This window comes from Leifsonia aquatica H1aii (genome assembly GCF_000633535.1).
Lineage (GTDB): Bacteria > Actinomycetota > Actinomycetes > Actinomycetales > Microbacteriaceae > Leifsonia > Leifsonia aquatica_A.
The window spans coordinates 1-25,199 of the sequence record NZ_AYMR01000052.1 but is presented as its reverse complement, the minus strand read 5'-3'; the positions used below and the strand labels follow the sequence as shown (position 1 = coordinate 25,199).

24 protein-coding genes are annotated in these 25,199 nt (G+C 69.7%); 17 read left to right on the top strand and 7 right to left on the bottom strand.

The genetic code is table 11. The annotated features are described in order from the left end of the window. Nucleotides 1–97 precede the first annotated feature (97 nt). The 9 genes from U870_RS0121885 to U870_RS0121845 all read left to right on the top strand — a co-directional run bounded on the left by U870_RS0121885 (nt 98) and on the right by U870_RS0121845 (nt 8,008). Entirely contained in the window at nt 98–1,453 is a 1,356-nt protein-coding gene (locus U870_RS0121885) for an acyltransferase family protein (protein ID WP_025159481.1), read from the top strand. Between the two features lie 33 nt (nt 1,454–1,486). Beyond that, complete coding sequence (rapZ, locus tag U870_RS0121880; protein ID WP_025159480.1) at nt 1,487–2,362, top strand: RNase adapter RapZ; 876 nt, start codon at nt 1,487–1,489, stop codon at nt 2,360–2,362. 58 nt (nt 2,363–2,420) lie between these two features. Beyond that, a complete protein-coding gene (gene whiA / locus U870_RS0121875) occupies nt 2,421–3,401 on the top strand; it encodes a DNA-binding protein WhiA (RefSeq protein WP_025159479.1) in 981 nt (326 codons plus the stop codon). Nucleotides 3,402–3,525: 124 nt separating this feature from the next. After that, nucleotides 3,526–4,152, top strand: coding sequence for a superoxide dismutase (locus U870_RS0121870; protein ID WP_025159478.1), 627 nt, complete (start codon nt 3,526–3,528; stop codon nt 4,150–4,152). Between the two features lie 101 nt (nt 4,153–4,253). Further along, complete coding sequence (gap, locus tag U870_RS0121865) at nt 4,254–5,258, top strand: type I glyceraldehyde-3-phosphate dehydrogenase (protein ID WP_021764736.1); 1,005 nt, start codon at nt 4,254–4,256, stop codon at nt 5,256–5,258. A 15-nt stretch (nt 5,259–5,273) separates the two neighbouring features. Beyond that, on the top strand, nt 5,274–6,491 hold the full coding sequence (locus U870_RS0121860) for a phosphoglycerate kinase (RefSeq protein WP_025159477.1): 1,218 nt from the start codon (nt 5,274–5,276) through the stop codon (nt 6,489–6,491). Further along, nucleotides 6,479–7,282, top strand: a complete 804-nt coding sequence (gene tpiA / locus U870_RS0121855) for a triose-phosphate isomerase (protein ID WP_029948020.1) — start codon at nt 6,479–6,481, stop codon at nt 7,280–7,282. The genes U870_RS0121860 and tpiA overlap by 13 nt, the downstream gene beginning before the upstream one ends. 89 nt (nt 7,283–7,371) lie before the next feature. Beyond that, entirely contained in the window at nt 7,372–7,617 is a 246-nt protein-coding gene (secG, locus tag U870_RS0121850) for a preprotein translocase subunit SecG (RefSeq protein WP_025159475.1), read from the top strand. Between the two features lie 25 nt (nt 7,618–7,642). Beyond that, the gene (locus tag U870_RS0121845; RefSeq protein WP_025159474.1) at nt 7,643–8,008 is read left to right on the top strand and encodes an RNA polymerase-binding protein RbpA; all 366 of its coding nucleotides are present in this window, start codon (nt 7,643–7,645) and stop codon (nt 8,006–8,008) included. Between the two features lie 146 nt (nt 8,009–8,154). Here the strand turns inward: U870_RS0121845 and pgl are convergent, their stop codons facing one another. From pgl to tkt, 6 genes are read right to left on the bottom strand one after another with little or no spacing between them, the layout of a single operon-like run. After that, nucleotides 8,155–8,925 carry a 6-phosphogluconolactonase gene (gene pgl, locus U870_RS0121840; RefSeq protein WP_025159473.1) on the bottom strand — a complete coding sequence of 257 codons (771 nt, stop codon included), beginning with the start codon at nt 8,923–8,925 and terminating at the stop codon, nt 8,155–8,157. Next, a complete protein-coding gene (locus U870_RS0121835) occupies nt 8,922–9,884 on the bottom strand; it encodes a glucose-6-phosphate dehydrogenase assembly protein OpcA (RefSeq protein ID WP_025159472.1) in 963 nt (320 codons plus the stop codon). The genes pgl and U870_RS0121835 overlap by 4 nt, the downstream gene beginning before the upstream one ends. Next, complete coding sequence (zwf, locus tag U870_RS0121830) at nt 9,881–11,422, bottom strand: glucose-6-phosphate dehydrogenase (RefSeq protein ID WP_025159471.1); 1,542 nt, start codon at nt 11,420–11,422, stop codon at nt 9,881–9,883. Before zwf ends, U870_RS0121835 begins: the two co-directional genes overlap by 4 nt. A gap of 32 nt (nt 11,423–11,454) precedes the next feature. Then, nucleotides 11,455–13,065 carry a glucose-6-phosphate isomerase gene (locus U870_RS0121825; protein ID WP_025159470.1) on the bottom strand — a complete coding sequence of 537 codons (1,611 nt, stop codon included), beginning with the start codon at nt 13,063–13,065 and terminating at the stop codon, nt 11,455–11,457. Continuing rightward, entirely contained in the window at nt 13,062–14,174 is a 1,113-nt protein-coding gene (gene tal, locus U870_RS0121820) for a transaldolase (RefSeq protein ID WP_025159469.1), read from the bottom strand. The genes U870_RS0121825 and tal overlap by 4 nt, the downstream gene beginning before the upstream one ends. Nucleotides 14,175–14,201: 27 nt before the next feature. Continuing rightward, nucleotides 14,202–16,295, bottom strand: a complete 2,094-nt coding sequence (tkt, locus tag U870_RS0121815; protein ID WP_025159468.1) for a transketolase — start codon at nt 16,293–16,295, stop codon at nt 14,202–14,204. A 331-nt stretch (nt 16,296–16,626) separates the two neighbouring features. Between tkt and U870_RS0121810 the strand changes: the two genes are divergently transcribed. Next, the gene (locus tag U870_RS0121810) at nt 16,627–17,547 is read left to right on the top strand and encodes a heme o synthase (protein ID WP_025159467.1); all 921 of its coding nucleotides are present in this window, start codon (nt 16,627–16,629) and stop codon (nt 17,545–17,547) included. A gap of 64 nt (nt 17,548–17,611) precedes the next feature. Beyond that, nucleotides 17,612–18,178 (top strand): GNAT family N-acetyltransferase, encoded by a 567-nt coding sequence (locus tag U870_RS0121805; RefSeq protein WP_240183775.1) that lies wholly within the window; start codon nt 17,612–17,614, stop codon nt 18,176–18,178. On the opposite strand, the gene U870_RS0121800 is transcribed toward U870_RS0121805, so the two are convergent. Then, nucleotides 18,149–19,093, bottom strand: a complete 945-nt coding sequence (locus tag U870_RS0121800) for a COX15/CtaA family protein (RefSeq protein ID WP_025159465.1) — start codon at nt 19,091–19,093, stop codon at nt 18,149–18,151. The two genes, U870_RS0121805 and U870_RS0121800, sit on opposite strands and share 30 nt — an antisense overlap. A 326-nt stretch (nt 19,094–19,419) precedes the next feature. Between U870_RS0121800 and sufB the strand changes: the two genes are divergently transcribed. From sufB to U870_RS0121770, 6 genes are all read left to right on the top strand, one after another. Further along, complete coding sequence (sufB, locus tag U870_RS0121795) at nt 19,420–20,838, top strand: Fe-S cluster assembly protein SufB (RefSeq protein ID WP_025159464.1); 1,419 nt, start codon at nt 19,420–19,422, stop codon at nt 20,836–20,838. 1 nt (nt 20,839) lies between these two features. Continuing rightward, nucleotides 20,840–22,021 (top strand): Fe-S cluster assembly protein SufD, encoded by a 1,182-nt coding sequence (sufD, locus tag U870_RS0121790; RefSeq protein ID WP_025159463.1) that lies wholly within the window; start codon nt 20,840–20,842, stop codon nt 22,019–22,021. Then, the gene (locus U870_RS0121785) at nt 22,021–22,347 is read left to right on the top strand and encodes a non-heme iron oxygenase ferredoxin subunit (protein ID WP_025159462.1); all 327 of its coding nucleotides are present in this window, start codon (nt 22,021–22,023) and stop codon (nt 22,345–22,347) included. The genes sufD and U870_RS0121785 overlap by 1 nt, the downstream gene beginning before the upstream one ends. 5 nt (nt 22,348–22,352) lie before the next feature. Then, entirely contained in the window at nt 22,353–23,147 is a 795-nt protein-coding gene (sufC, locus tag U870_RS0121780) for a Fe-S cluster assembly ATPase SufC (RefSeq protein WP_025159461.1), read from the top strand. Between the two features lie 9 nt (nt 23,148–23,156). Continuing rightward, nucleotides 23,157–23,486, top strand: coding sequence for a metal-sulfur cluster assembly factor (locus tag U870_RS0121775; RefSeq protein ID WP_021764438.1), 330 nt, complete (start codon nt 23,157–23,159; stop codon nt 23,484–23,486). A 79-nt stretch (nt 23,487–23,565) separates the two neighbouring features. Continuing rightward, the gene (locus U870_RS0121770) at nt 23,566–25,164 is read left to right on the top strand and encodes an ABC-F family ATP-binding cassette domain-containing protein (protein WP_025159460.1); all 1,599 of its coding nucleotides are present in this window, start codon (nt 23,566–23,568) and stop codon (nt 25,162–25,164) included. Nucleotides 25,165–25,199: the final 35 nt, after the last annotated feature.

The following is a 25,199-nucleotide window of genomic DNA, read 5'->3' as shown; positions in this document are numbered from 1 at the left end:
TAGGGGGCGAGGTTGGCTCCCGGGGGTGACGCGGCCCGCGCAGCCCCGCTGAGACGCTCTGACCGTCGGTCCACCGGACCGCTCGGAAGGAGTCACGATGTCCTCGTCCCCCGCTCTCGTCGAGCGCGCAGAGCCGCAGCCCGCACGCCGCCTCGACCGGCCCGCGCGTCGACCGGTGTCCGGCCGGGATCCGGCCGTCGACCTCGCCAGGGCCGGATGCCTCGTCGTCGTGGTGCTGCTGCACGCGCTGATGGTGGGGGTCGGCATCGGGGAGTCCGGGCCGGTCCTGCAGAACGCCATGGAGGGCTGGCCCGGGTTCGCGCCGCTCAGCTGGATCGTGCAGGTGATGCCGCTCTTCTTCCTCCTCGGCGGCTTCTCCGCCCACACCCAGTGGGAGCGGATGCGCCGGCGGGGCGCCGGATACGGCGACTATCTCGCAGGACGGGTGCGGCGACTGCTCGTACCGGCCTCCGCGGCCCTCGTCGCCGTGGCGGTGCTGCTGAGCGCGCTCGCGATCGCCGGCGTCCCCGCCTCGCTCGTCGCCATCGCGGGCTTCCGGATCAGCCAGCCGCTCTGGTTCCTCGGTGTGTACATCCTCTGCACGGCGGCGGTCCCGCCCCTGGTGGCGCTGCACCGTCGTGCGCCCGTGGTCGGCCTCCTCACACCGGCCGCCGTCGCGGTGGCGGTCGACGTCGCCCGTGGTGCGACCGGCGTCACGGCGATCGGATTCGCGAACCTGCTCTTCGTCTGGCTGACCGTGCAGCAGCTCGGGTTCTGGCTGGCGTCGGGGCGGCTGGCGGGCGTCTCCCGCCGTCGCCTCGCGGTGGTCGGCGTGGCAGCGCTCGGCCTGCTCCTGCTGCTCTGCGCGAACGGCGTGTGGTCGTTCGACATGCTCGCCAACCTCAACCCCCCGACCTGCGCCCTGCTCCTGCTGGCCGTCGCGCAGCTCTCCGTGCTGCACCTGGCCGCGCCGACGCTGCGGCGGTGGGCGCGGCTCCCCGGTCCGAGCCGTTTCGTGGCGGTCGTCTCCGCCCGGTCGATGACGGTGTACCTCTGGCACATGCCGGTCCTGATCGTCCTCGCCGGCGGTCTGCTGGTCGGCGCGCTCGTCGTGCCCGGCCTGAGGCTCCCCGCGCCGTTGAGCGGAGACTGGTGGCTGACCCGCCCGCTCTGGTTCGCGGCGGTGCTGGTGGCCGTGGCCGCCGTGGTGGCGGCCGCGGGACGATTCGAGACCGGTCGACCGGGCGGGAGTGGTGCGACGGCTGCTCCCACCGTCCGGAGCGGCCGGGCGGCGGTGGTCGCGACCGCCGCGGCGGCTACCGGCGCGGCCGCGGTCCTCGTCGCGCTGCTCGGCGGGGCGTCGATCGCCGCGTGGGTGGCCGCGAGCGCGCTGGCGTTCCTCGCGCTGCGGATTCTGGGCCGATCCGTCCTCCCGGCCGCCGTCACTCGATAGGCTGGACGGACACAGATCCGAGGAGGACAACAGGTGGCCACCGACACCGCGCAGCAGGAAGTGCTGATCGTCACGGGCATGTCGGGGGCGGGCCGCTCGACGGTCGCCAACGCACTCGAAGACCTCGACTGGTACGTGGTCGACAACCTCCCGCCGCAGATGCTGCGACCGCTGATCGAGCTCGCCAACCGCGCCGAGTCGGGGCTGCCGCGCATCGCCGCCGTCGTCGACGTGCGCGGGCGCAACTACTTCGCCGACCTGCGCGACATGGTGCAGAGCCTGCGCGAGGGCACGAAGGTCCGGGTGCTGTTCCTCGAGGCCGCCGACTCCGTGCTGGTGCGCCGCTTCGAGCAGGTGCGACGGCCGCACCCGCTGCAGGCGAACGGCACCCTGCTCGACGGCATCACCGCGGAGCGGGCGCGGCTGCGCGAGATCCGCGAGGCCAGCGACCTGATCGTCGACACGTCCGATCTCAACATCCACCAGCTCGCCACGAACATCACCGAGACCTTCGCCGCCGAGGGCACCGCAGGTGTGCAGGTGACGGTGCTCAGCTTCGGGTTCAAGTACGGTCTCCCGCCCGATGCCGACCTCGTCGCCGACGCCCGGTTCCTGCCGAACCCGTTCTGGAACCCGGAGCTGCGGCCGCACACCGGCCTCGACGAGGTGGTGCGCGACTTCGTCCTCGCGCAGAACGGCGCGGAAGAGTTCGTCGCCGCATACGTCACGGCACTCCGCCCGATCTTCGAGGGATACCAGCGGGAGAACAAACGGCACGCCACGATCGCGATAGGCTGCACGGGAGGGAAGCACCGTTCCGTCGCGATTGCGGAAGAGCTCGCGGCGCGGTTGCGCAATTTCCCGGGTCTCGCGGTGAACACCAAGCACCGCGACCTCGGCCGTGAATGACACCGGCCACCCGTTTCACGGCGCTACCGACGCCGTCGCTCAACAGTTAGGAATCCGATTGGCTCTCACCGCCGACGTCAAGGACGAGCTCACGAAGGTGCAGGTCGGCAAGACGACCGTCCGCGCCGCCGAGCTCGCCACCATCCTCCGCTTCTCCGGCGGGCTGCACCTCATCGGCGGCCGGATCGCGGTGGAGAGCGAGCTGGACACTCCGGAGCTCGCCACGCGGGTCCGGAAGGATCTCGCGGAGCTCTACGGCGTCCGCAGCGAAGGCTCGGTCATCTCGGCGTCCGGAATCCGACGCAACCCGCAGTACCTGGTCCGCGTGCTCGAGGGCGGCGAGACGCTGGCACGCCAGACCGGCCTGCTCGACGCCCGGCGCCGCCCCATCCGCGGCCTGCCGAACCGGCTCACCACCGGCACCCGTGAGGAGCTCGCGGCCGTCTGGCGCGGCGCCTTCCTCGCCCACGGTTCGCTGACCGACCCGGGCCGTTCGGCCGCGCTGGAGGTCACCTGCCCGGGCAACGAGGCCGCGATGGCCCTCGTCGGCGCCGCCGGCCGCCTGGGCATCTCCGCCAAAGCGCGCGAGGTCCGCGGTGTGCACCGCGTCGTCATCCGCGACGGCGAGGCCATCAGCGCGATGCTCGTCCAGATGGGGGCGGCGCAGACCGTCGCCAACTGGGAGGAGCTGCGCCAGCGCCGCGAGGTGCGGGCGACCGCGAACCGCCTCGTCAACTTCGACGACGCGAACCTGCGCCGGTCCGCACAGGCCGCCGTCGCAGCCTGCGCCCGCGTGGAGCGCGCCCTGGAGATCCTCGGCGACGACGTCCCGGAGCACCTGCGCTATGCCGGCGAGCTGCGCCTGTCGCAGCGCGACGCCAGCCTGGACGAGCTCGGCCACCACGCCGACCCGCCCATGACCAAGGACGCCGTCGCCGGCCGCATCCGCCGCCTGCTGGCGATGGCCGACAAGCGCGCCTCCGACCTGGGCATCCCCGGAACCGACGCGAACCTCCCGGCCGACCTCGACGAGGTGTAGGTTCCGTGGCGGAGGCGCCGACCGGGAAGCATCCGGCCGCCGCCTCGGTTGCCGTCACTAGACTGGAAAAGTCGCCCGCTCCCGGCGGATCATTCGCGCCGGGACACACCTGAGGAGATGAGTAATGGCTGACTACACGCTCGCAGACCTTCCGTACGACTACTCGGCGCTGGAACCGAACATCAGCGGTCGGATCATGGAGCTGCACCACGACAAGCACCACAAGGCGTACGTCGACGGTGCGAACACCGCCCTCGTCAAGCTGGCCGAGGCCCGCGACGCGGACGACCTGGGCAACGTGAACAAGCTCCAGAAGGACCTCGCGTTCAACCTCGCGGGTCACGTGAACCACACGGTCTTCTGGAACAACCTCTCCCCGGACGGCGGTGACAAGCCCACCGGCGAGCTCGCCTCGGCGATCGACGAGTTCTTCGGCTCGTTCGACAAGTTCCGCGCCCACTTCACCGCGTCGGCCCTGGGCATCCAGGGTTCCGGCTGGTCGATCCTCGCGTGGGACTCGCTGGGCCAGAAGCTCATCATCGAGCAGCTGTACGACCACCAGGGCAACCTCGCCGCGGCGACCGTCCCGCTCCTCCTGCTCGACATGTGGGAGCACGCCTTCTACCTCGACTACGTCAACGTGAAGGCGGATTACGTCAAGGCGTTCTGGAACATCACCAACTGGGCCGATGTTCAGGACCGCTTCACCAGGGCGCGCGAAAAGACGTCGGGCCTGCTGCTACTGTCTTAATCCGGAGGCGTCCCGGGAGGGCACCTCCCGGGACGCCGTCGTCCGCTTCACCCACCCATATCAGCGCCGTCCGGCGCCCCATCAAGTAACGGGAGACATTCGTGTCCGTAAAGATCGGAATCAACGGGTTCGGTCGCATTGGTCGCAACTACCTGCGCGCGGCCCTCGCGAAGGGCAGCGACCTCGAGATCGTCGCGGTGAACGACCTCACCGACAACAAGACGCTCGCGCACCTGCTCAAGTACGACTCGATCACGGGCCGCCTGGACGCCACGGTGGAACTCGACGGCGACAACATCGTCGTCAACGGCAAGCCGATCAAGGTCCTCGCCGAGCGCGACCCCGCCAACCTCGGCTGGGGCGACCTGGGTGTCGACATCGTCATCGAGTCGACCGGCCGTTTCACCAAGGCCGCGGACGCCAAGAAGCACATCGAGGCCGGCGCCAAGAAGGTCATCATCTCTGCTCCCGCGACGGACGAGGACGCGACGTTCGTCATGGGTGTCAACGAGCACCTGTACGACCCGGCCGCGCACAACATCATCTCCAACGCGTCGTGCACCACGAACTGCCTCGCGCCGCTCGCCAAGGTGTTCAACGACAAGTTCGGCATCGAGCGCGGTCTCATGACCACGGTCCACGCGTACACCGCCGACCAGAACCTGCAGGACGGCCCGCACAGCGACCTCCGCCGTGCTCGCGCCGCCGCCATCAACATCGTCCCGACCTCGACCGGTGCCGCCAAGGCGATCGGCCTGGTCCTCCCGGAGCTCAAGGGCAAGCTCGACGGCTTCGCGCTGCGCGTGCCGGTCCCCACCGGCTCGATCACCGACCTGACCGTCACGGCCTCGCGCCCGGTCACCGTCGACGAGATCAAGGCCGCCTACAAGGAAGCCGCCGAGGGCGAGCTGAAGGGCATCCTCAAGTACACCGAGGACGAGATCGTCTCCTCGGACATCGTCTCCGACCCGCACTCGTCGATCTTCGACGCCGGCCTGCTGCGCGTCCTCGGCGACCAGGTCAAGCTCTCGAGCTGGTACGACAACGAGTGGGGCTACTCCAACCGTCTGGTCGACCTGACCGAGTACGTGGCCGAGCGCCTCTAACCACAGGGAACCGACGTGACGCTCCGCACACTTGATTCACTCGGTTCGCTCGCCGGCAAGCGCGTCGTCGTCCGCTGTGATCTGAACGTCCCTCTGAAGGACGGCCAGATCACGGACGACGGCCGTGTGCGAGCGTCGATTCCCACCCTCAACGCCCTGATCAACCAGGGCGCGAAGGTGGTCGTCATCTCCCACCTGGGTCGCCCCGAGGGCGCCCCGGACGCGAAGTACAGCCTGGCGCCGGTGGCCCAGCGGCTCTGTGAGCTGCTGGGCAAACCGGTGACCTTCGCCCAGGACACCGTGGGCCAGGGCGCGGCGGATGCCGTCGCCGGCCTGGAGGACGGCGACGTCGCCCTGCTGGAGAACCTCCGGTTCAACCCGGGGGAGACGAGCAAGGACGACGCCGAGCGCGCCGCGTTCGCCGCGAAGCTCGCGGCCTTCGGCGACGCCTTCGTCTCCGACGGGTTCGGCGTCGTGCACCGCAAGCAGGCGAGCGTGTACGAGCTCGCCCAGGCGCTCCCGAGCGCCGCGGGAACGCTCATCGCGACCGAGCTCGACGTGCTCGACCGTCTGACCGAGAACCCCGAGCGGCCGTACGTGGTCGTCCTCGGCGGCTCCAAGGTCTCGGACAAGCTCGGCGTGATCGGCCACCTCCTGCCCCGCGTGGACTCGCTCCTCGTCGGCGGCGGGATGCTGTTCACCTTCCTCGCCGCTCTCGGCCACCCGGTGGGATCCAGCCTCCTGGAGGCCGATCAGATCGACACCGTCAAGGGCTACCTCGCGAAGGCCGAGGAGCTCGGCGTCGAGATCGTGCTCCCGCGCGACGTCGTCGTGGCGTCCAAGTTCGGTGCCGACGCGGAGCACGTGGTGCGCCCGGTCGACGGCATCGAGGACACCGACTGGGGCACGTCCGGACTCGGCCTGGACATCGGACCCGAGACGGCACAGCTGTTCTCGGAGTACGTCCGCGGTGCCCGCACCGTGTTCTGGAACGGCCCGATGGGCGTGTTCGAGCTGGCCCCGTTCGCGGCCGGCACCAAGGCCGTCGCCCAGGCGCTGACCGAGGTCGACGGCCTCGGCGTCGTCGGCGGCGGCGACTCGGCCGCCGCGGTCCGCGCGCTCGGCTTCTCGGATGACCAGTTCGGTCACATTTCTACGGGCGGCGGCGCGAGCCTCGAGTTCCTCGAGGGCAAGCGCCTCCCCGGTCTGGAGGTCCTCGGATGGCAGCAGTGAGCCCCTCGGTGCGGCGCGTCCCGCTCATCGCCGGCAACTGGAAGATGAACCTGGACCACCTCCAGGCCATCGCCGTCGTGCAGAAGCTCGCCTGGACGCTCAAGGACGCCCAGCACGACTTCTCCGCCGTCGAGGCCGCGGTCTTCCCGCCGTTCACCGATCTGCGCAGCGTCCAGACCCTCGTGTCGGCCGACAAGCTCCCGATCGCGTTCGGCGGTCAGGACGTCTCGGAGCACGTCTCCGGCGCGTACACCGGTGAGATCTCGGCGGCGTTCCTCGCCGCGCTCGAGTGCCGCTACGTGATCATCGGCCACTCGGAGCGTCGCACCCTCCACGGCGAGACCGACGAGCAGGTGGCCGCCAAGACCGCCCAGGCGATCGCGCACAACATCGCGCCGATCATCTGCGTCGGCGAGACCGCGGAGGACCTCGAGGTCCACGGCGCCAGCGCCGTGCCCGTCGCGCAGCTGCGCGCCGCCCTCGCACAGGTCGACTCGGCGGCCGACTTCGTCGTCGCCTACGAGCCGGTCTGGGCCATCGGGTCCGGCCAGGCGGCGACGCCGGAGCAGGCCGAGCAGGTGGCGGCCGCCCTGCGCGCCGTCATCGTCGAGCTGCTCGGGGAGGACGTCGCGGCGAAGACCCGCATCCTCTACGGCGGCTCGGTGAAGTCGGGCAACATCGCCGCGTTCATGCGCGAGCCGAACGTCGACGGCGCGCTCGTCGGCGGTGCGAGCCTCGACGTGGCCGAGTTCGCGAGCATCATCCGCTACCAGAAGCACGTCGGTCTCTGACGGAGACGGTCGTTCTCGACCCGGCCGGTTATACTGGTCGTTGGCTTTCCCCGGGCGCGGCCCGGGTGTCGTTACGCGAAAGGTAACTCGTGCAGATTCTCCAGGTCGTCCTGCAGGTGCTGCTGGGCATCACCAGCCTCCTGCTGACCCTGCTCATCCTCTTGCACAAGGGGCGCGGTGGCGGTCTCTCCGACATGTTCGGCGGCGGCGTCACCTCCAACCTCGGCGCGTCCGGCGTCGCTGAGCGCAACCTCAACCGCATCACGGTCGTTCTCGGGATCATCTGGATCGTCTGCATCGTCGTGCTCGGGCTGATCACCAAGTTCAGCGCTTAGTCAGCGCCGTCACCAGAGGAGAACCATGGCTTCCGGAGGAAGTGCAATTCGTGGGTCGCGCGTCGGCGCCGGCCCGATGGGGGAGCAGGACCGCGGTTTCCACGCGGACCGCGTCGCCGTCTCGTACTGGGACGCTCTCGGCAACGAGACCGTCCGCTACTTCGCGGCGAACCTGCCCGAAGAGGAGATCCCCGAGACGATCGACTCGCCGTCCAGCGGGCTGCCCGCCGGCCGGGACAAGGAGAACCCACCGTCGGTCGCCAAGGCCGAGCCGTACAAGACGCACCTCGCCTACGTGAAGGAGCGCCGCTCGGAGGAGGAGGCGGAGCAGCTGCTCGAGGACGCCCTCAACCAGCTCCGCACCCGCCGCGGCAAGCCCACCAGCAACTGACGCATCCGGCGACACCCACAGGGGTCGCATCCCGTCGCATTGGCCCGGCCATTCCGACAGGATGCGGCCCCTGTGCCCGTTAATGACGTGTTGCGGAACGACGGAGCCCCGCCGGTCTCGGACCGGCGGGGCTTCGTGCGTGTGTGTCAGTAGCTCGGCGCGATGAGGTTCTCGGGCACGTCGACGGCGGCATCCTTGTCCACGAAGAACACGGTGCGCTTGCGGCCCTTGGCCCCGGCGACCGGGACCTCGGTGTAGCTCGCGCCGGCCAGGGCGAGGCCGAGGGCGCTCGCCTTGTCGGTGCCGGCGAGCACCAGCCAGATGCGGTCGGAGGCGTTGAGCACCGGCCGGGTCAGGCTGAGCCGCAGAGGCGGCGGCTTGGGCGACTCGCGCTCGGCGATCACCGTCGCCTCCGTCTCGCGGATGCCGGGACGGTCCGGGAACAGCGAGGCGATGTGCCCGTCCGGACCGACCCCGAGGAAGGTGATGTCGAACCGCGGGAACTCCAGCCCCTCCGACGCGAACGCCTCGAGCTCCGCGGCGTAGACGCTCGCGGCCTCATCGATGTCCGCGATCTCGTCGGATGCCGGGAACGGGTGGATGTTCTCCGGCGGGACCGCGATGTGGTCGAGCAGGGCCTCGCGGGCCTGGCGCTCGTTGCGGTCAGCGCTCGACTTCTCGACGAACCGCTCGTCGCCCCACCAGAAGTGGACCTTCGCCCAGTCGATGGTGTCGCGTGCGGGGGAGGCGTTGACCGCCTCCAGCACCGCGATCCCCATCGTCCCGCCGGTGAGCACGATGTTCGCCCCGTCGAGGTCGTCGAGGATGTCGATGGTCTTGGTCAGGAACCGTGCGGCCACCGAAGCCGTGAGGGCCTCTTTGTCGGGGTGCACCAGCACCCGCCGTTCGTTCGTCATGCGCGCGCGCCAGCTCCTTCGTCGGAGGTCTCGAGCATCCCGAGACCCTGGGTGATCACCTCACCGTAGAGGTCGTCCGGGTCCAGCCTACGCAATTCCTCGGCGAGGCAGTCGCGGAGGCTCCGGCGCGGCAGCGCGAGGTCGTGCGTGGGCTGACCGGGCTGGGAGAGGCGGGCGACGTTCGGCACCTCGCGCTCCAGCTCGATCGTGCCCGAGGCGCGCTCCATGCGGACGCCGTGGATGCCGCCCGAGCCGACCGCGCGCGAGGCGAGATCGTACGTCACGGGCACCTGCAGCTGCAGGCGCAGCCACGCGGCGAGGAGGAGGGTGCTGGGGGAGTCCGCCGCACCGGCGACCTCCACCGAGGTGATCGGCTCGTACGGCGGCTGGTCGAGCACCGCAGCGAGCTGGGCGCGCCACAGGGTGAGGCGCGTCCACGCGAAGTCGGTGTCGCCCGGCGCGTACGTCTCCGCCAGGTGGTACAGCGCCTCCTGCGGGTTCGGCTGCGCGGACGCATCCGTGATCCGGCAGGTGGCGATGCGGCCGAGCGGGGAGTGCGAGACCTTCGCCGGGGCGATCCCCGGCCACCAGACGACCACCGGAGCGTCGGGCAGGAGCAGGCCGGTGACCAGTCCCTCCTCGTCGCTCGCGGTCTCGCCGTAGGCGCGGAGCACGATGACCTCGCTCGCGCCGGCGTCCCCGCCGACCCGGATCTGGGCGTCGAGACGTCCGTCGCCGTTGTGACCGCGCTCCTCCTCGGTCGAGACCACGATGACGCGCATCGGGTGCTCGCGGGAGGCGTCGTTGGCGGCCTCGATGGCCTCCTCCTCCTGGCCGAGGTGGGTCGCGATGATGAGGGTCAGCACGCGCCCGAGGGCGACGGCGCCGCCCTCCTCACGGATCTTCACCAGCGTCTTGGAGATGTTGCTGACGGTGGTGTCGGGCAGATCGACGATCATGGGCGCCTCCAGACGCGGCCGTCGCGGGCGAGGAGCTCGTCGGCGGACTTCGGGCCCCAGGTGCCGGGGCGGTACTGTTCGGGCTGGCCCTGGGTCTCCCAGAACTGCTCGATCGGGTCGAGGATCTTCCAGGAGAGCTCGACCTCTTCGTGACGGGGGAACAGCGGCGGGTCGCCGAGGAGCACGTCCAGGATGAGCCGCTCGTACGCCTCCGGGCTCGCCTCGGTGAAGGCGTGACCGTAGCCGAAGTCCATGCTCACGTCGCGCACCTGCATGCCGGCGCCGGGCACCTTGGAGCCGAAGCGGATCGTCACACCCTCGTCCGGCTGGACGCGGATGACGAGGGCGTTCTGGCCCAGCGCCGAGGTCTGCGACTCCGCGAACAGCTGCTGCGGGGCGCGCTTGAAGACGACGGCGATCTCGGTGACGCGGCGGCCGAGACGCTTGCCGGCGCGGAGGTAGAACGGCACACCCGCCCACCGGCGCGTGCCGATGTCGAGCTTGATGGCCGCGTAGGTCTCCGTGGTCGATTCGGGATTCATCCCGTCCTCGTCCAGGAAGCCGACGACCTTCTCGCCGCCCTGCCACCCGCTGGAGTACTGCCCGCGGGCCGTGGCGGTCGCCAGGTCCTTCGGCAGCCGCACCGCGGCGAGCACCTTCTCCTTCTCGGCGCGGAGGTCCCCGGCGTCGAACGAGATGGGCTCCTCCATCGCCGTGAGGGCGAGGAGCTGCAGGAGGTGGTTCTGGATGACGTCGCGCGCGGCGCCGATCCCGTCGTAGTAGCCGGCCCGACCGCCCACACCGATGTCCTCGGCCATGGTGATCTGCACGTGGTCGACGTAGTTGGCGTTCCAGATCGGCTCGTACAGCTCGTTCGCGAAGCGCAGCGCCAGGATGTTCTGGACCGTCTCCTTGCCGAGGTAGTGGTCGATCCGGAACACCGAGTCCGGCGGGAAGACGGACTCGACGACGGCGTTCAGCTCGCGCGCCGACTCGAGGTCGTGCCCGAAGGGCTTCTCGATCACGACGCGGCGCCAGCCGTCGCCGGACTGGTCGGCCAGGCCCGAGCGGCTGAGCTGCTCGGTCACGATCGGGAACGCCTTCGGCGGGATCGAGAGGTAGAACGCGTGGTTGCCCATCGTCCCGCGCTCGCGGTCCAGGTCCTCGACGGTCTGCTTCAGACGCGCGAACGCGTCGTCGTCGTCGAATTCGCCGGGGACGAAGCGGATGCCCTGGGCGAGCTGCTTCCAGACGTCCTCATCGAACGGGGTGCGGGCGTACTGCTTGACCGCGTCGTGGACGACCTTCTCGAAGTCCTGGTCCTCCCAGTCGCGCCGGGCGAACCCGACGAGCGAGAACCCGGGCGGCAGGAGGCCGCGGTTGGCGAGGTCGTACACGGCCGGCATCAGCTTCTTGCGGGACAGGTCTCCTGTCACACCGAAGATGATGAGACTGCTGGGTCCGGCGATGCGGTTGAGGCGGCGATCGGAGGCCAACCGCAGCGGGTTGAACTCCGGGGTGATTTCCACCGGGGACATCGATCTCCTTGGTCGGCGCGGGGCGCCGGTGATCAGTTGACGGCCTCGAACAGCGAGACGACATCCGCCTCGGGGTTCGTGAGCGTGAGGGTGAGGACCGGACGGCCGTGCGCGCCGAGCACGCTGGCGTCACCGGCGGCCTGGGCCTGGATGAGCTGGCCGAAGGTGAACGGGCGGTCCGGGATCTCGAGGTCCTCCGGAGCGGCCGCGGTGATCTGCAGGAACACGCCGACGGCGGGGCCGCCCTTGTGGAACTGGCCGGTCGAGTGCAGGAAGCGCGGGCCCCAGCCGAAGGTGACGGGACGCTTCGCCGTGGCGGCGAGGAGGTCGCGCACGCCCTCGAGCTGCGGGAGCGCCAGGCGGTCGACGTAGGCCTGCACGGAGACGTAGCCGTCCGGGCCGAGCTGCGCGAGCAGCGCCTCCACGGCGGCGTTGAGGGTGGTCGCCCCACCCAGGAACGTCCCGGTCTCGCGGACCTCGATGCCGCCGGCGGTGAACGCCGGGGCCGCGGTCTCGGGGCGGTCGTCCAGCAGGGCGCGCGCGGCGGCCTTGGCGGCCTCCACGTCCGGCTGGTCGAACGGGTTGATGCCCAGCAGGCGACCCGCGACGGCCACGGCGTACTCCCAGACCAGGAGCTGCGCACCGAGGCTGCCGGAGACGAGGATCTCGCCCTCGTGGCGGTCGGCCGGGAACAGGTGGTGCGCCTCGGCGTTCGCGACGAGGCGGACGACCTGGAGGTCGACCGGCTTCAGCTCGAGCTCGGGGGCCAGCTTGTCGAGCACGACCGGGAGGAGGCCGGTGCCCTGCTTGCCGGTGGACTCGGCGATCAGCTGCTCGGCCCAGTCGGCGAAGCCCACGATGTGGGTGCCGTCCGAGACGATGCCCAGCTTGTCCTTGAGCGGGTTCGTGCCCGCGATGGCCGCGCCGAGCACCAGGCCCGGGTTGTCCTCGCGGTCGACCGCGAGCTCGAGCGACGTGGCCTCGGCCTCGTCGAGCAGCTCCGCGATGTCCACGCCGGCGAGACCGGACGGCACGAGGCCGAACGCGGTCAGCGCCGAGTAGCGGCCGCCCACGTTCGGGTCGGCGTTGAAGACGCGGTACCCCGCCTCGCGCGCCGACTGGTCGAGCGGCGAGCCCGGGTCGGTGACGATGACGATGCGCTCGGTCGGGTCGATGCCGGCGTCGCGGAACCACTTCTCGTAGATGCGCTTCTGGCTGTCGGTCTCGAGCGTGGAGCCCGACTTCGACGAGATGACGACCGCGGTCTCGGCGAGGCGATCGCGGAGGGCCGCCAGCACCTGGCCGGGGTCGGTCGAGTCGAGGACGGTGAGCTCGGCCTCGGCCGTGCGCGTGATCACCTCGGGCGCGAGGGACGAGCCGCCCATCCCGCCGAGGACGATGTGGTTGACGCCACGGGCGTGCAGCTCCTCGCGGAGCGCGACGATCTCGGCGACGAGGGGCCGCGAGATCGCGACGGCCTCGGTCCAGCCGAGACGCTTGGACGCCTCGGCCTCCGCGTCGGGGCCCCACAGTGCGGGGTCGAGAGCGGTGATGCCGGACGCGACCTTGTCGGCCACGAGCTGCGGGACGACGGACGCGACCGCCTCGGCGGCCGGTCCGGTCACGTGGATGCGGAAGGTCACTTGGCGCCCTCCAGAGCGGTCTTGACGGTCTCGACGAGCTCGGACCACGAGACGTTGAACTTGTCGACGCCCTCGCGCTCGAGGGTGGCGGTCACGTCGTCGTAGTCGACGCCCAGGGCGGCGAGCGCGTCGAGCACGCCCTTCGCGTCGGCGTAGTTGCCGGTGACGGTGTCGCCGGTGATCACGCCGTGGTCGAAGGTGGCGTCGAGCGTCTTCTCCGGCATGGTGTTGACCGTGTTCGGGGCGACGAGCTCGGTCACGTAGAGCGTGTCGGGCAGGCTCGGGTCCTTGACACCGGTGGAGGCCCAGAGCGGACGCTGCTCGTTGGCGCCGGCGGCGACGAGGGCCTTGGCGCGGTCGGAGGCGAAGGTCTGCTCGTAGACCTCGTAGGCGAGGCGGGCGTTGGCGACGCCGGCCTTGCTCTTGAGCGCGTTCGCCTCATCGGTGCCGATCGCGGTCAGGCGCTTGTCGATCTCGGTGTCGACGCGCGACACGAAGAACGAGGCGACCGACTGGATGCCGGAGAGGTCGATGCCCGCGGCCTTGGCCTTCTCGAGGCCGGTCAGGTACGCGTCGATGACGCCGCGGTAGCGGTCGAGGCTGAAGATCAGGGTCACGTTGACGCTGATCCCGGCCGCGATCGTCTCGGTGATGGCCTCGAGGCCTTCGACCGTCGCGGGGATCTTGATGAGCACGTTCGGCTTGTCGACCTTGGCGGCGAGCTTCTTCGCCTGCTCGATCGTGCCGGCCGCGTCGTGGGCGAGTCCCGGCTCGACCTCGATCGAGACGCGGCCGTCGGTGCCCTCGGTCTGCTCGTAGACCTCGTGGAAGATGTCGCTGGCGGCGGCGACGTCGTCGGTCGTGATCTCGAAGATCGCGTCCTCGACGCTGGCGCCGGCGGCGGCCAGGCTCTTCACCTGGTCCGCGTAGGCCTCGCCCTTGCTGAGGGCGGCGGCGAAGATCGTCGGGTTCGTGGTCACGCCGACCACGTTCTTCTCGGCGATGAGCTTCTGCAGGCCGCCGGTGGCGATCCGCTCGCGGGACAGGTCGTCGAGCCAGATGCTGACGCCCGCGGCGGAGAGCTGAGCGGTGGGAGTGGTGTCGGTCATTTCTCTTCTATCTCCTCGTGCCCGCGCTCAGAGCGACGCGAGCGATTCCTTGGCGGCGGCAACGGCGTGCTCGGTGGTCATGCCGAACTCACGGAACAGCGTCTTGTAGTCGGCCGAGGCACCGAAGTGCTCGATCGAGACGCTGCGACCGTGGTCGCCGACGATCTTGTCCCAGCTGAGCGCGAGGCCGGCCTCGATCGAGACGCGGGCCTTCACGGACGCGGGGAGGACGTGCTCCTGGTACTCGGCGGACTGCTCGTGGAACCACTCGAGCGAGGGAGCCGAGACGACGCGGGCGTTGATGCCCTCGCCCTTCAGGACCTCGCGGGCCTCGAGCGCGATCTGCACCTCGGAGCCGGTGGCGATGAACAGGACGTCCGGGGTGCCGTTCGGCGCCTCGGCCAGGACGTAGGCGCCCTTCGAGACGTTCTTCGCCGACGCGAGGGTGTCGCCGGTGGCGTCGCCCTCGCCGCGCTCGAACACCGGGAGGTTCTGACGGGTCAGCGCGATGCCGGCCGGGCCCTTGCGGCGCTCCAGGATGGTCTTCCAGGCGTACGCGACCTCGTTGGCGTCACCGGGGCGCACGACGTCGAGGTGCGGGATGGCGCGGAGGGTCGAGAGCTGCTCGATCGGCTGGTGGGTCGGACCGTCCTCGCCGAGGGCGACGGAGTCGTGGGTCCAGACGAAGATCGACGGCACCTGCATCAGCGCGGCCAGACGGACGGCGGGGCGCATGTAGTCGCTGAAGATCAGGAACGTGCCGCCGAACGGGCGGGTCGGGCCGTGCAGCACGATGCCGTTGAGGATCGCGGCCATCGCGTGCTCGCGGATGCCGAAGTGCAGCACCCGGCCGTACGGGTTGCCGGTCCACTCGTGGGTCGAGTGCTCGCTCGGCACGAACGACGCGCCGCTCTCGATCGTGGTGTTGTTCGACTCGGCGAGGTCGGCCGAGCCGCCCCACAGCTCGGGCATGATCGGCGCGATGGCGTTGATGACCTTGCCGCTCGCGGCGCGGGTCGAGACGTCCTTGCCGGCCTCGAAGACGGGCAGGGCCTCCTCGACGCCCTCGGGCAGTGCGCCCGTGAGCAGACGGTCGAGGAGCTGCTTGCGCTCCGGGTTGGCGGCGGCCCAGGCGTCGAAGCCCTTCTGCCACTCGGCGCGCTGCTCGGCACCGCGCTCGACGGCCTTGCGGGTGTGCTCGATGACCTCGTCGGCGACCTCGAAGGTCTGCTCGGGGTCGAAGCCGAGCACCTCCTTGACCGCGCGCAGCTCGTCGGCGCCCAGGGCGGAGCCGTGGATCTTGCCGGTGTTCTGCTTCTTCGGCGACGGCCAGCCGATGATGGTCTTGAGGATGATCAGCGACGGCTTGTCGGTGACGCCCTGCGCGGCGACGATCGCGTCGTTGAGCGCCTGGACGTCCTCGGTGTAGACGCCGGTCTTCTTCCAGTCGACGACCTGCACGTGCCAGTGGTAGGCCTCGTAGCGCGCCTTGACGTCCTCGGTGAAGGCGATGTTGGTGTCGTCCTCGATCGAGATCTGGTTGCTGTCGTAGATCGCGATCAGGTTGCCGAGCTGCTGGTGGCCGGCGAGGCTGGAGGCCTCGGAGCTGACGCCCTCCTGCAGGTCGCCGTCGCCGGCGATCACGTAGACGAAGTGGTCGAACGGGCTGGTGCCCGCCTCGGCCTCCGGGTCGAACAGGCCGCGCTCGTAACGGGCCGCGTAGGCGAAGCCGACCGAGGAGGAGATGCCCTGGCCGAGCGGGCCGGTGGTGATCTCGACGCCGTCGGTGTGGCCGTACTCCGGGTGCCCCGGGGTGAGCGAGCCCCAGGTGCGGAGCGCCTTGAGGTCGTCGAGCTCCAGGCCGTAGCCGCCCAGGTAGAGCTGGACGTACTGGGTCAGCGAGCTGTGGCCGGCCGAGAGGATGAAGCGGTCGCGGCCCAGCCAGTGCTGGTCGTGCGGGTCGCGGCGCATCACCTTCTGGAACAGCAGGTACGCGGCCGGGGCCAGGCTCATCGCCGTGCCGGGATGACCGTTGCCCACCTTCTCCACCGCATCGGCCGCGAGGACGCGAGCCGTGTCTACCGCCTTGTTGTCAATGGGATCCCACTGCAGAGCTGCCACGTGAAAACTGACCCTTCGTAGATGTGGTGAGGGTCGTCGTGAACCCGCACCGGTTGAGGTAGTGCGCGCCGTGGACGTCATCGGCGCCGGGCCCTCGTCTGCGTGATGAGTCCTACAAACGGCCGCACGGGAAACGGGCTCCGGCTGGCGAGCACCTCCAAGTATAGGTAACACGCACGAAACGTGCCGTGTTCCTTCAGCGGGTTGTGTGCGCGCTCGGAGCGGGGTAGCCCCGCGCGGGTGTCGTAGACTTGACCGGGACTGCGATCAGAATGCTGGACGCCCGCGCGGGCGCCGCCGCAGCCGCACCGAGCGAACATCACGAGGAGCAATGGACGTCGCTGTAGAGAGCCGTGTCGATCCGGGCCGCATCGGCTTCGCGCGCAAGGTCAAGGCGTACATCTCGCTGACCAAGCCGCGTGTCGTGGAGCTGCTGCTCGTCACGACCGTACCGACGATGATCCTCGCCGCGAACGGCATCCCGAACCTCTGGCTCGTGCTGGCGACCGTGGTGGGCGGGTACATGTCCGCCGGATCCGCCGGGGCGTTCAACTGCTACATCGACCGCGATATCGACCGCGTCATGCGGCGCACCAAGAACCGTCCGCTGGTGACCGGCGAGCTGAGCGATCGCGAGGCGCTCGTCTTCTCGTGGGTGCTCGGCATCGCGTCGGTCGTCGTGCTGGCCGTGTTCACCAACTGGCTCGCCGCGGCCCTCTCGGTCGTCGCCATCCTGCTCTACGTCGTCTTCTACACGCTGATCCTCAAGCGCCGCACGCCGCAGAACATCGTCTGGGGCGGGATCGCCGGCTGCATGCCGGTGCTCATCGGCTGGGCGGCCGTCACAGGGTCGCTCGACTGGGCGCCGTTCATCCTGTTCGGGATCATCTTCCTCTGGACCCCGCCGCACTACTGGCCGCTGTCGATGAAGTACCGCGCGGACTACAAGGACGCGGGTGTGCCGATGCTGGCCGTGGTCCGCGGGCGCGCGGCGGTCGGCCTGCAGGTCATCCTGTACGCCTGGGCGATGGTCGCCTGCTCGCTGCTGCTGATCCCCGTCGCGCACATGGGCCTGTTCTACACCGCGATCTCGCTGGTGACCGGCGGGTGGTTCCTCTACGAGTCGCACCGCCTGTACAACCTCGCGATCCGTCACGAATCGGTCTCCCCGATGCGGGTCTTCCACGGCTCGATCGCCTATCTGACGCTGATCTTCCTCGCCGTCGCGATCGACCCGCTGCTGCCGTTCTGACGCCGGCCCCGTCGGTCCCGTCACACTCTGGCCGGACGCGGCACAGCGCTGCTAGCGTCTGACCGTGCTCACCCTCCGGACGCCGCGGCTGGTGCTCGACGCGCCGCGGGAGAGCGACATCGACGCGGTGCTCGCCGCGTGCCAGGACGCGGAGACACTGCGCTGGGTGCCGCTGCCGGACCCGTACACGCGGGCCAGCGCGGAGTTCTTCGTCCGCAGCTACGTCCCGCACGGCGTGGCCAGCGGGCAGTACGACGTCTGGGCGATCCGGCGCACGCCCGCCGCACCCCTGGTGGGGGCGGTGGAGGTGCGGCGCGACGAGGCCGAGGGTTCGGCCTCCCTCGGCTGCTGGCTCGAACGCGGCTCGCGGGGCCAGGGCGTGATGCACGAAGCCCTCGTCGCCGTCTGCGTGCACGCCCTCGACCCGGCGGGGCTCGGCTTCACCCGGTTGCGCTGGGAGTACCTGCCCGGCAACGACGCGAGCAGGCGGCTCGCGGAGGGCGTCGGCTTCGACTTCGCCGAGGCTGTGCCGCACCGGGTGCGCTTCCACGGTGAGGAGCGAGACGCCCTCGTGGGCGTGCTCGTGCGCGGCGCCGCGCTGCTAGGCGGCGACGGCTCCGCTCACGGCTGAGTCCTCCCGGCGGGCGTCGTCGGCGACCGGAGCCTTCAACGACATGATCACCGCCGTCATCGCGGCGGCCAGGGTCGCGGCGAGCATCATGTGGATGCCGACCAGGATGCCCGGCAAGCCGGTGTTCGCCTGGATGAGGCCGACCGCGATCTGCAGCACCTCCACGGCGAGCAGGTACATCGTGTACCGGTGCACGGGGGTGGTGCGGATGCGCAGCGAGGCGATGACGAGCACGAGGGTGAGCGCGAAGGTGACGTAGGCCGGGATGGCGTGGATGTGCTCCAGGATCTCCGGGTTCAGGTTGTTGCGCGTCGCCTTGCTGTCGCCCGAGTGCGGCCCCGAGCCGGTGGTGAGGATGCCGACGATGATCGTGACCGCGACCACGAAGCTGGTCAGGTGCGCGATGCCCGCGAACCACCCGGGCACGGCGCGCACGCGCGGTCCGGGGACGGCGTAGAGCCGCAGCAGGAACGCCGTGCACAGCGCCACCAGGACGGTGGAGACGACGAAGTGGAGGCCGACGACGTAGGGGTTGAGGTCGGTCAGCACGCTGATCCCGCCGATGACGGCCTGGGCGGGGATGCCGAGGCCGGCCAGCAGGGTGAGCCAGAACAGCTCGGGGCGCGACTTCCGCAGCTTGAGGATCATCAGGAAGGCGACGATGGCGATCAGGCCGAGGACGACGCCGAGGAGCCGGTTGCCGAACTCGATGAAACCGTGGATGCCCATCTCGGGCGTGTTCACCAGCGAGGCGTCCGTGCACTTGGGCCAGGTCGGGCAGCCGAGGCCGCTCGAGGTGAGCCGGACGAGGCCTCCCGTGCCCACGAGCACGATCTGCCCGACCAGGTAGACCCAGCCGATCACCTTCAGCCGGGTGTCGACGCGGTCGGGCAGCCAGGCGATGATGCGCTTCATGTCTTCCTAGGGGGCTTTCTCAGTGCGGAACGGATACTCGGCCAACGCGCAGGGCGCTTCTCCACTTTTACCGGTCCGCACCTGTAGAATCGATGGGTTCGAGAACGCGCGCTCACTGTGCGCGTGCCCGCACTGCGCCCCTGCCGAGAACGGCAGTCCGACGCAGGGCGAGCGGGGCACAGTCGCCCGTCGTCCTCGATTCATTTTAGGTACGCACACCAGCCACCCGCACAATCAGGACGCCCGAACGGCAGGCGCACGCCGTCCGTCCGGGAGGAATGAGCCGGACTGATATCCGGTTACGAGTGGTAGGAAACGAGGTAGATATGTCAGACATCCTGATCGACCGGCCGGAACTCGACAGCCTGGGGCAGTACGAGTTCGGCTGGGCCGACTCCGACGCGGCGGGTTCGTCCGCGCGTCGCGGCATCTCGCCGGAGGTGGTCAAGGACATCTCCGCGCTGAAGAACGAACCGGAGTGGATGCTTCAGCGCCGCCTCAAGGCCCTCCAGCTCTTCGAGCGCAAGCCGATGCCGACCTGGGGCGCCGACCTGTCGGAGATCGACTTCGACAACATCAAGTACTTCGTGCGGTCCACGGAGAAGCAGGCCCAGAGCTGGGAGGACCTGCCCGAGGACATCCGCAACACCTACGAGAAGCTCGGCATCCCCGAGGCGGAGCGCCAGCGCCTCGTCGCCGGCGTCGCCGCTCAGTACGAGTCCGAGGTCGTCTACCACCAGATCCGCGAGGATCTGGAGGAGCAGGGCGTCATCTTCCTCGACACCGACACCGCTCTCAAGGAGCACCCGGAGATCTTCGAGGAGTACTTCGGCACCGTCATCCCGTCGGGCGACAACAAGTTCGCCGCGCTGAACACCGCCGTGTGGTCGGGCGGCTCATTCGTCTACGTTCCCAAGGGCGTCCACGTCGAGATCCCGCTCCAGGCCTATTTCCGTATCAACACGGAGAACATGGGCCAGTTCGAGCGCACGCTGATCATCGCCGACGAGGGCAGCTACGTGCACTACATCGAGGGCTGCACCGCGCCGATCTACAAGTCGGACTCGCTGCACTCCGCCGTCGTCGAGATCATCGTGAAGAAGAACGCCCGCGTGCGCTACACGACGATCCAGAACTGGTCGAACAACGTCTACAACCTCGTCACGAAGCGCGCCACGGCCGCCGAGGGCGCGACCATGGAGTGGATCGACGGCAACATCGGCTCCAAGGTGACGATGAAGTACCCGTCGATCTACCTGATGGGGGAGCACGCCAAGGGCGAGACCCTCTCGGTCGCCTTCGCGGGACCCGGTCAGCACCAGGACGCCGGCGCCAAGATGATCCACATGGCCCCGTACACCCAGTCGTCGATCGTCTCGAAGTCGATCGCACGCGGGGGAGGCCGCGCCGGCTATCGCGGCGAGGTCCGCGTCGACGCCAACGCGCACCACGCGGCGAACACCGTGCGCTGCGACGCGCTGCTCGTGGACAGCATCTCCCGCTCCGACACCTACCCGGCGATCGACATCCGGGTGGACGACGTGCAGCTCGGCCACGAGGCCACGGTCTCGCGCGTGAGCGAGGAGCAGCTGTTCTACCTGATGTCCCGGGGCATGCCGGAAGATGAGGCGATGGCCATGATCGTCCGCGGCTTCATCGAGCCGATCGCTCGTGAGCTCCCGATGGAATACGCACTCGAACTCAACAAGCTCATCGAGATGGGCATGGAAGGCTCTGTCGGCTGATATGACGTCCAGCACCCCCACGATCGACCAGACGGCGGTCGCGCCCTCCCACATGCGCGCGCCCGTCCCCGTCCAGACCCGCTCCGAGCGGTTCACCTCGACCGAGGTCTCCGACTTCCCGGCCGTCACCGGCCGCGAGGTGATGTGGAAGTACACGCCGGTCGCGCAGCTCGGCGACCTGCTCACGGGCGAGCTCGACGGCTCCCCGTACCCGCTCGACGTGGTCGAGGCCCCCGGCGTCACCACGTCGTGGATCGGTCGCGACGACGCCCGCATCGGCACCGCCGGACGGCCCGAGGACCGCGTCTCCGCGAACGCGTGGACGCACTTCGAGCAGGCCCTCCTCGTCGCCTTCGCCGGCACCGAGGACACCGAAGCGACGATCACCCGGTCCGCTCTCGGCGGAAACGCCCGCGCGGCGCACACCGTCGTGGAGATCGCCCCCGGTGCCCGCGGAACGCTCATCCTGCAGAACAGCGGTGCCGCCCGCCTGGCCGAGAACGTCGAGTTCCTCGTCGGCGCCGGCGCGGACGTGACGGTCGTGACCGTGCAGGAATGGGACGACGACGCGCTGCACGTCGCCGCCCATCTCGCCAAGCTGGAGGAGGGCGCCCGCCTGAAGCACGTCGCCGTCACCCTCGGCGGCGCGGTCGTCCGGCTCAACCCCTCGGCGCACCTGGCCGGGGCGCGCTCGGACGCCGAGCTCCTCGGCGCCTACTTCGCTGACGCCCACCAGCACCTCGAACAGCAGGTCTACGTGCACCACGACGGCCCCGAGACCCGCAGCCGCGTCACCTACAAGGGCGCGCTGCAGGGGAAGGGCGCCCGCACGGTGTGGATCGGCGACGTGCTCATCGGCCCGAAGGCCGTCGGCACCGACACCTACGAGCAGAACCGCAACCTCGTCCTGACCGACGGCGCCCGCGCCGACTCGGTGCCGAACCTGGAGATCGAGACCGGCGACATCGTCGGAGCCGGTCACGCCAGCGCGACCGGACGGTTCGACGACGAGCAGCTCTTCTACCTGCAGTCGCGAGGCATCACCGAGGAGGAGGCGCGGCGCCTCGTCGTCCGCGGGTTCCTGTTCGAGATCGTCCAGCAGATCGGTTCGCCCGCGCTGCAGGAGCGTCTGCAGACCGCCATCGAGGCGGAGCTGGCCTCGTCCGTCGTGGCGGCGGCCTGATGGCCGCCTCCCGCGTGCTCGCCGTGGCGGAGCTGGTGGAGAACCAGGCCTCCCGCGTCGTCGTCGACGGCGTGCCCATCGCGGTGGTCAAGGACTCCGCGGGCGACGTCCACGCGATCGGCGACACCTGCACCCACGGCGAGATCTCGCTGTCCGAAGGCTTCGTCGAAGGCGAGACGCTCGAATGCTGGGCGCACGGCTCCCAGTTCTCGCTGGTCACCGGCAAGCCCCTCAACCTCCCGGCGTACGAGCCCGTCCCCGTCTACGCGGTCGAGCTGATCGACGGCGACGTCTTCATCGACCCGAACGTTACGAAAGAGATTTGAACACCATGTCTGTCCTCGAGATCCGCGACCTGCACGTCACCGTCGAAACGGACCAGGGAACGAAGCCCATCCTGAACGGCGTCGACCTGACCATCCGCGAAGGCGAGATCCACGCGATCATGGGCCCCAACGGCTCCGGCAAGTCGACCCTGGCGTACACCATCGCCGGTCACCCCAAGTACACCGTCACCGGCGGCACCATCACGCTCGACGGGGAGGACGTGCTGGCGATGACCGTCGACGAGCGCGCCCGCGCCGGGCTCTTCCTCGCCATGCAGTACCCGGTCGAGATCCCCGGTGTGACCAACACCAACTTCCTCCGCACCGCCAAGACCGCGATCGAGGGCCAGGCTCCCGCGATCCGCACCTGGGTCAAGGACGTCCGCGAGAGCATGGCGGCGCTGCGCATGGACTCGTCGTTCGCCGAGCGCAACGTCAACGAGGGCTTCTCGGGCGGCGAGAAGAAGCGCAACGAGATCCTGCAGCTGGAGCTCCTCAAGCCGAAGTTCGCCGTGCTCGACGAGACCGACTCCGGTCTCGACGTCGACGCGCTCAAGATCGTCTCGGAGGGCGTCAACCGCGCCAAGGCCAACACCGGTCTCGGCATCCTGCTCATCACCCACTACACGCGGATCCTGCGCTACATCAAGCCGGACTTCGTGCACGTGTTCGTCGCCGGCAAGGTGGCGGAGCAGGGCGGCCCCGAGCTCGCCGACCGCCTGGAGGAGGAGGGCTACGACCGCTACGTCGACGCGCCCGAGCCCGCCAGCGCCACGGCCGGCGATCTGGCCGAGGCGTAGGCTCGACCCATGGTCGCCACGCTGAGCCCGGCCCTCTTCGACCAGGTCGAAGAGGCGCTGAAGAACGTCATGGATCCCGAGCTCGGGATCAACGTCGTCGACCTCGGCCTGATCTACGATCTGGGCTGGGACGACGAGAACGACGCCCTCATCATCTCGATGACGCTGACCAGTGCCGGCTGCCCCCTCACCGATGTGCTGGAGGAGCAGACCGCCGAGTCGCTCGACGGCATCGTCGAGGCGTTCCGCATCAACTGGGTGTGGATGCCGCCGTGGGGGCCGGAGCGGATCACGGACGACGGGCGCGACATGATGCGCGCGCTCGGTTTCGCCATCTGACCCGCACCCACACCACCACCTGCATCCGCCCCGGACCCACGGTCCGGGGCGGATGACCTCTGAAAGAGAAGGATTCATCGTGCTCAGCGTCCAGGGCCTCGAACTGCGCGTCGGCGCCCGCCTGCTGATGGAGGACGTCAGCTTCCGCGTCGCCGACGGCGACAAGATCGGCCTCGTCGGCCGCAACGGGGCCGGCAAGACCACCCTCACCAAAGTGCTCGCCGGTGACCTCCTGCCCACGGCCGGGAAGGTCGACCGCAGCGGTGAGCTCGGCTACCTGCCGCAGGACCCGCGCTCCGGCAACCTCGAAGACCTCGCCCGCACGCGCATCCTCGACGCCCGCGGCCTGGGGTCGATCGTGCTCGGGATGCAGCAGTCGACGCTCGACATGGCGAGCGACGACGCAGCGATCTCGGCGGCGGCGATGAAGAAGTACGGCCGGCTGGAGGAGCAGTTCCACATGCTCGGCGGGTACGCCGCCGAGGCCGAGGCCGCCTCCATCGCGAGCAACCTCAACCTCCCGGACCGCATCCTGGACCAGCCGCTGAAGACGCTCTCCGGCGGTCAGCGCCGTCGCATCGAGCTGGCGCGCATCCTGTTCTCGGACGCCCGCACGATGATCCTCGACGAGCCGACCAACCACCTCGACGCCGACTCCGTCATCTGGCTGCGCGAGTTCCTGAAGGGGTACTCCGGCGGCTTCATCGTCATCTCCCACGACGTGGAGCTGGTGGGCGAGACCGTCAACCGGGTCTTCTACCTGGACGCGAACCGCCAGGTCATCGACATCTACAACATGGGCTGGAAGAACTACCAGCGCCAGCGCGCCGCCGACGAGGAGCGCCGCAAGAAGGAGCGCGCGAACGCCGAGAAGAAGGCCGGCGCGCTCCAGCTGCAGGCAGCGAAGTTCGGCGCGAAGGCGACGAAGGCCGCGGCGGCCCACCAGATGGTGGCGCGCGCGGAGAAGCTCCTCGCCGGGCTCGACGAGGTGCGCCAGGCCGACCGGGTCGCGAAGTTGCGGTTCCCGACCCCGGCGCCCTGCGGCCGCACCCCGCTCACGGCCTCCGACCTCTCGAAGAGCTATGGGTCGCTCGAGATCTTCACGGCGGTCGACCTCGCGATCGATCGCGGGGCCAAGGTCGTCGTGCTCGGTCTCAACGGTGCGGGCAAGACCACGCTGCTGCGGATGCTCGCCGGCGTCGACAAGCCGGACACCGGGCAGGTCGAGCCGGGCCACGGCCTCCGGGTCGGCTATTACGCGCAGGAGCACGAGACCATCGACGTGGAGCGGTCCGTGCTGCAGAACATGGTGTCCTCGTCGCCGAACCTGACGGAGACCGAGGCGCGCAAGGTGCTCGGCTCGTTCCTGTTCACCGGGGACGACGCGCACAAGCCGGCCGGGGTCCTCTCCGGTGGCGAGAAGACGCGACTCGCGCTGGCGATGATCGTCGTCTCCGGCGCCAACGTGCTGCTCCTCGACGAGCCGACCAACAACCTCGACCCCGCGAGCCGGGACGAGATCCTCGACGCGCTCGCGCACTACGAGGGCGCCGTCGTGCTGGTCAGCCACGACGAGGGCGCGGTGGAGGCACTGAACCCCGAGCGCGTCCTCATCCTCCCCGACGGCGTCGAGGACCACTGGAACCGTGACTACCTCGACCTGATCTCGCTGGCCTAGCCCTCACGCGGTGGCCCGATTTGGACCAAATGTCG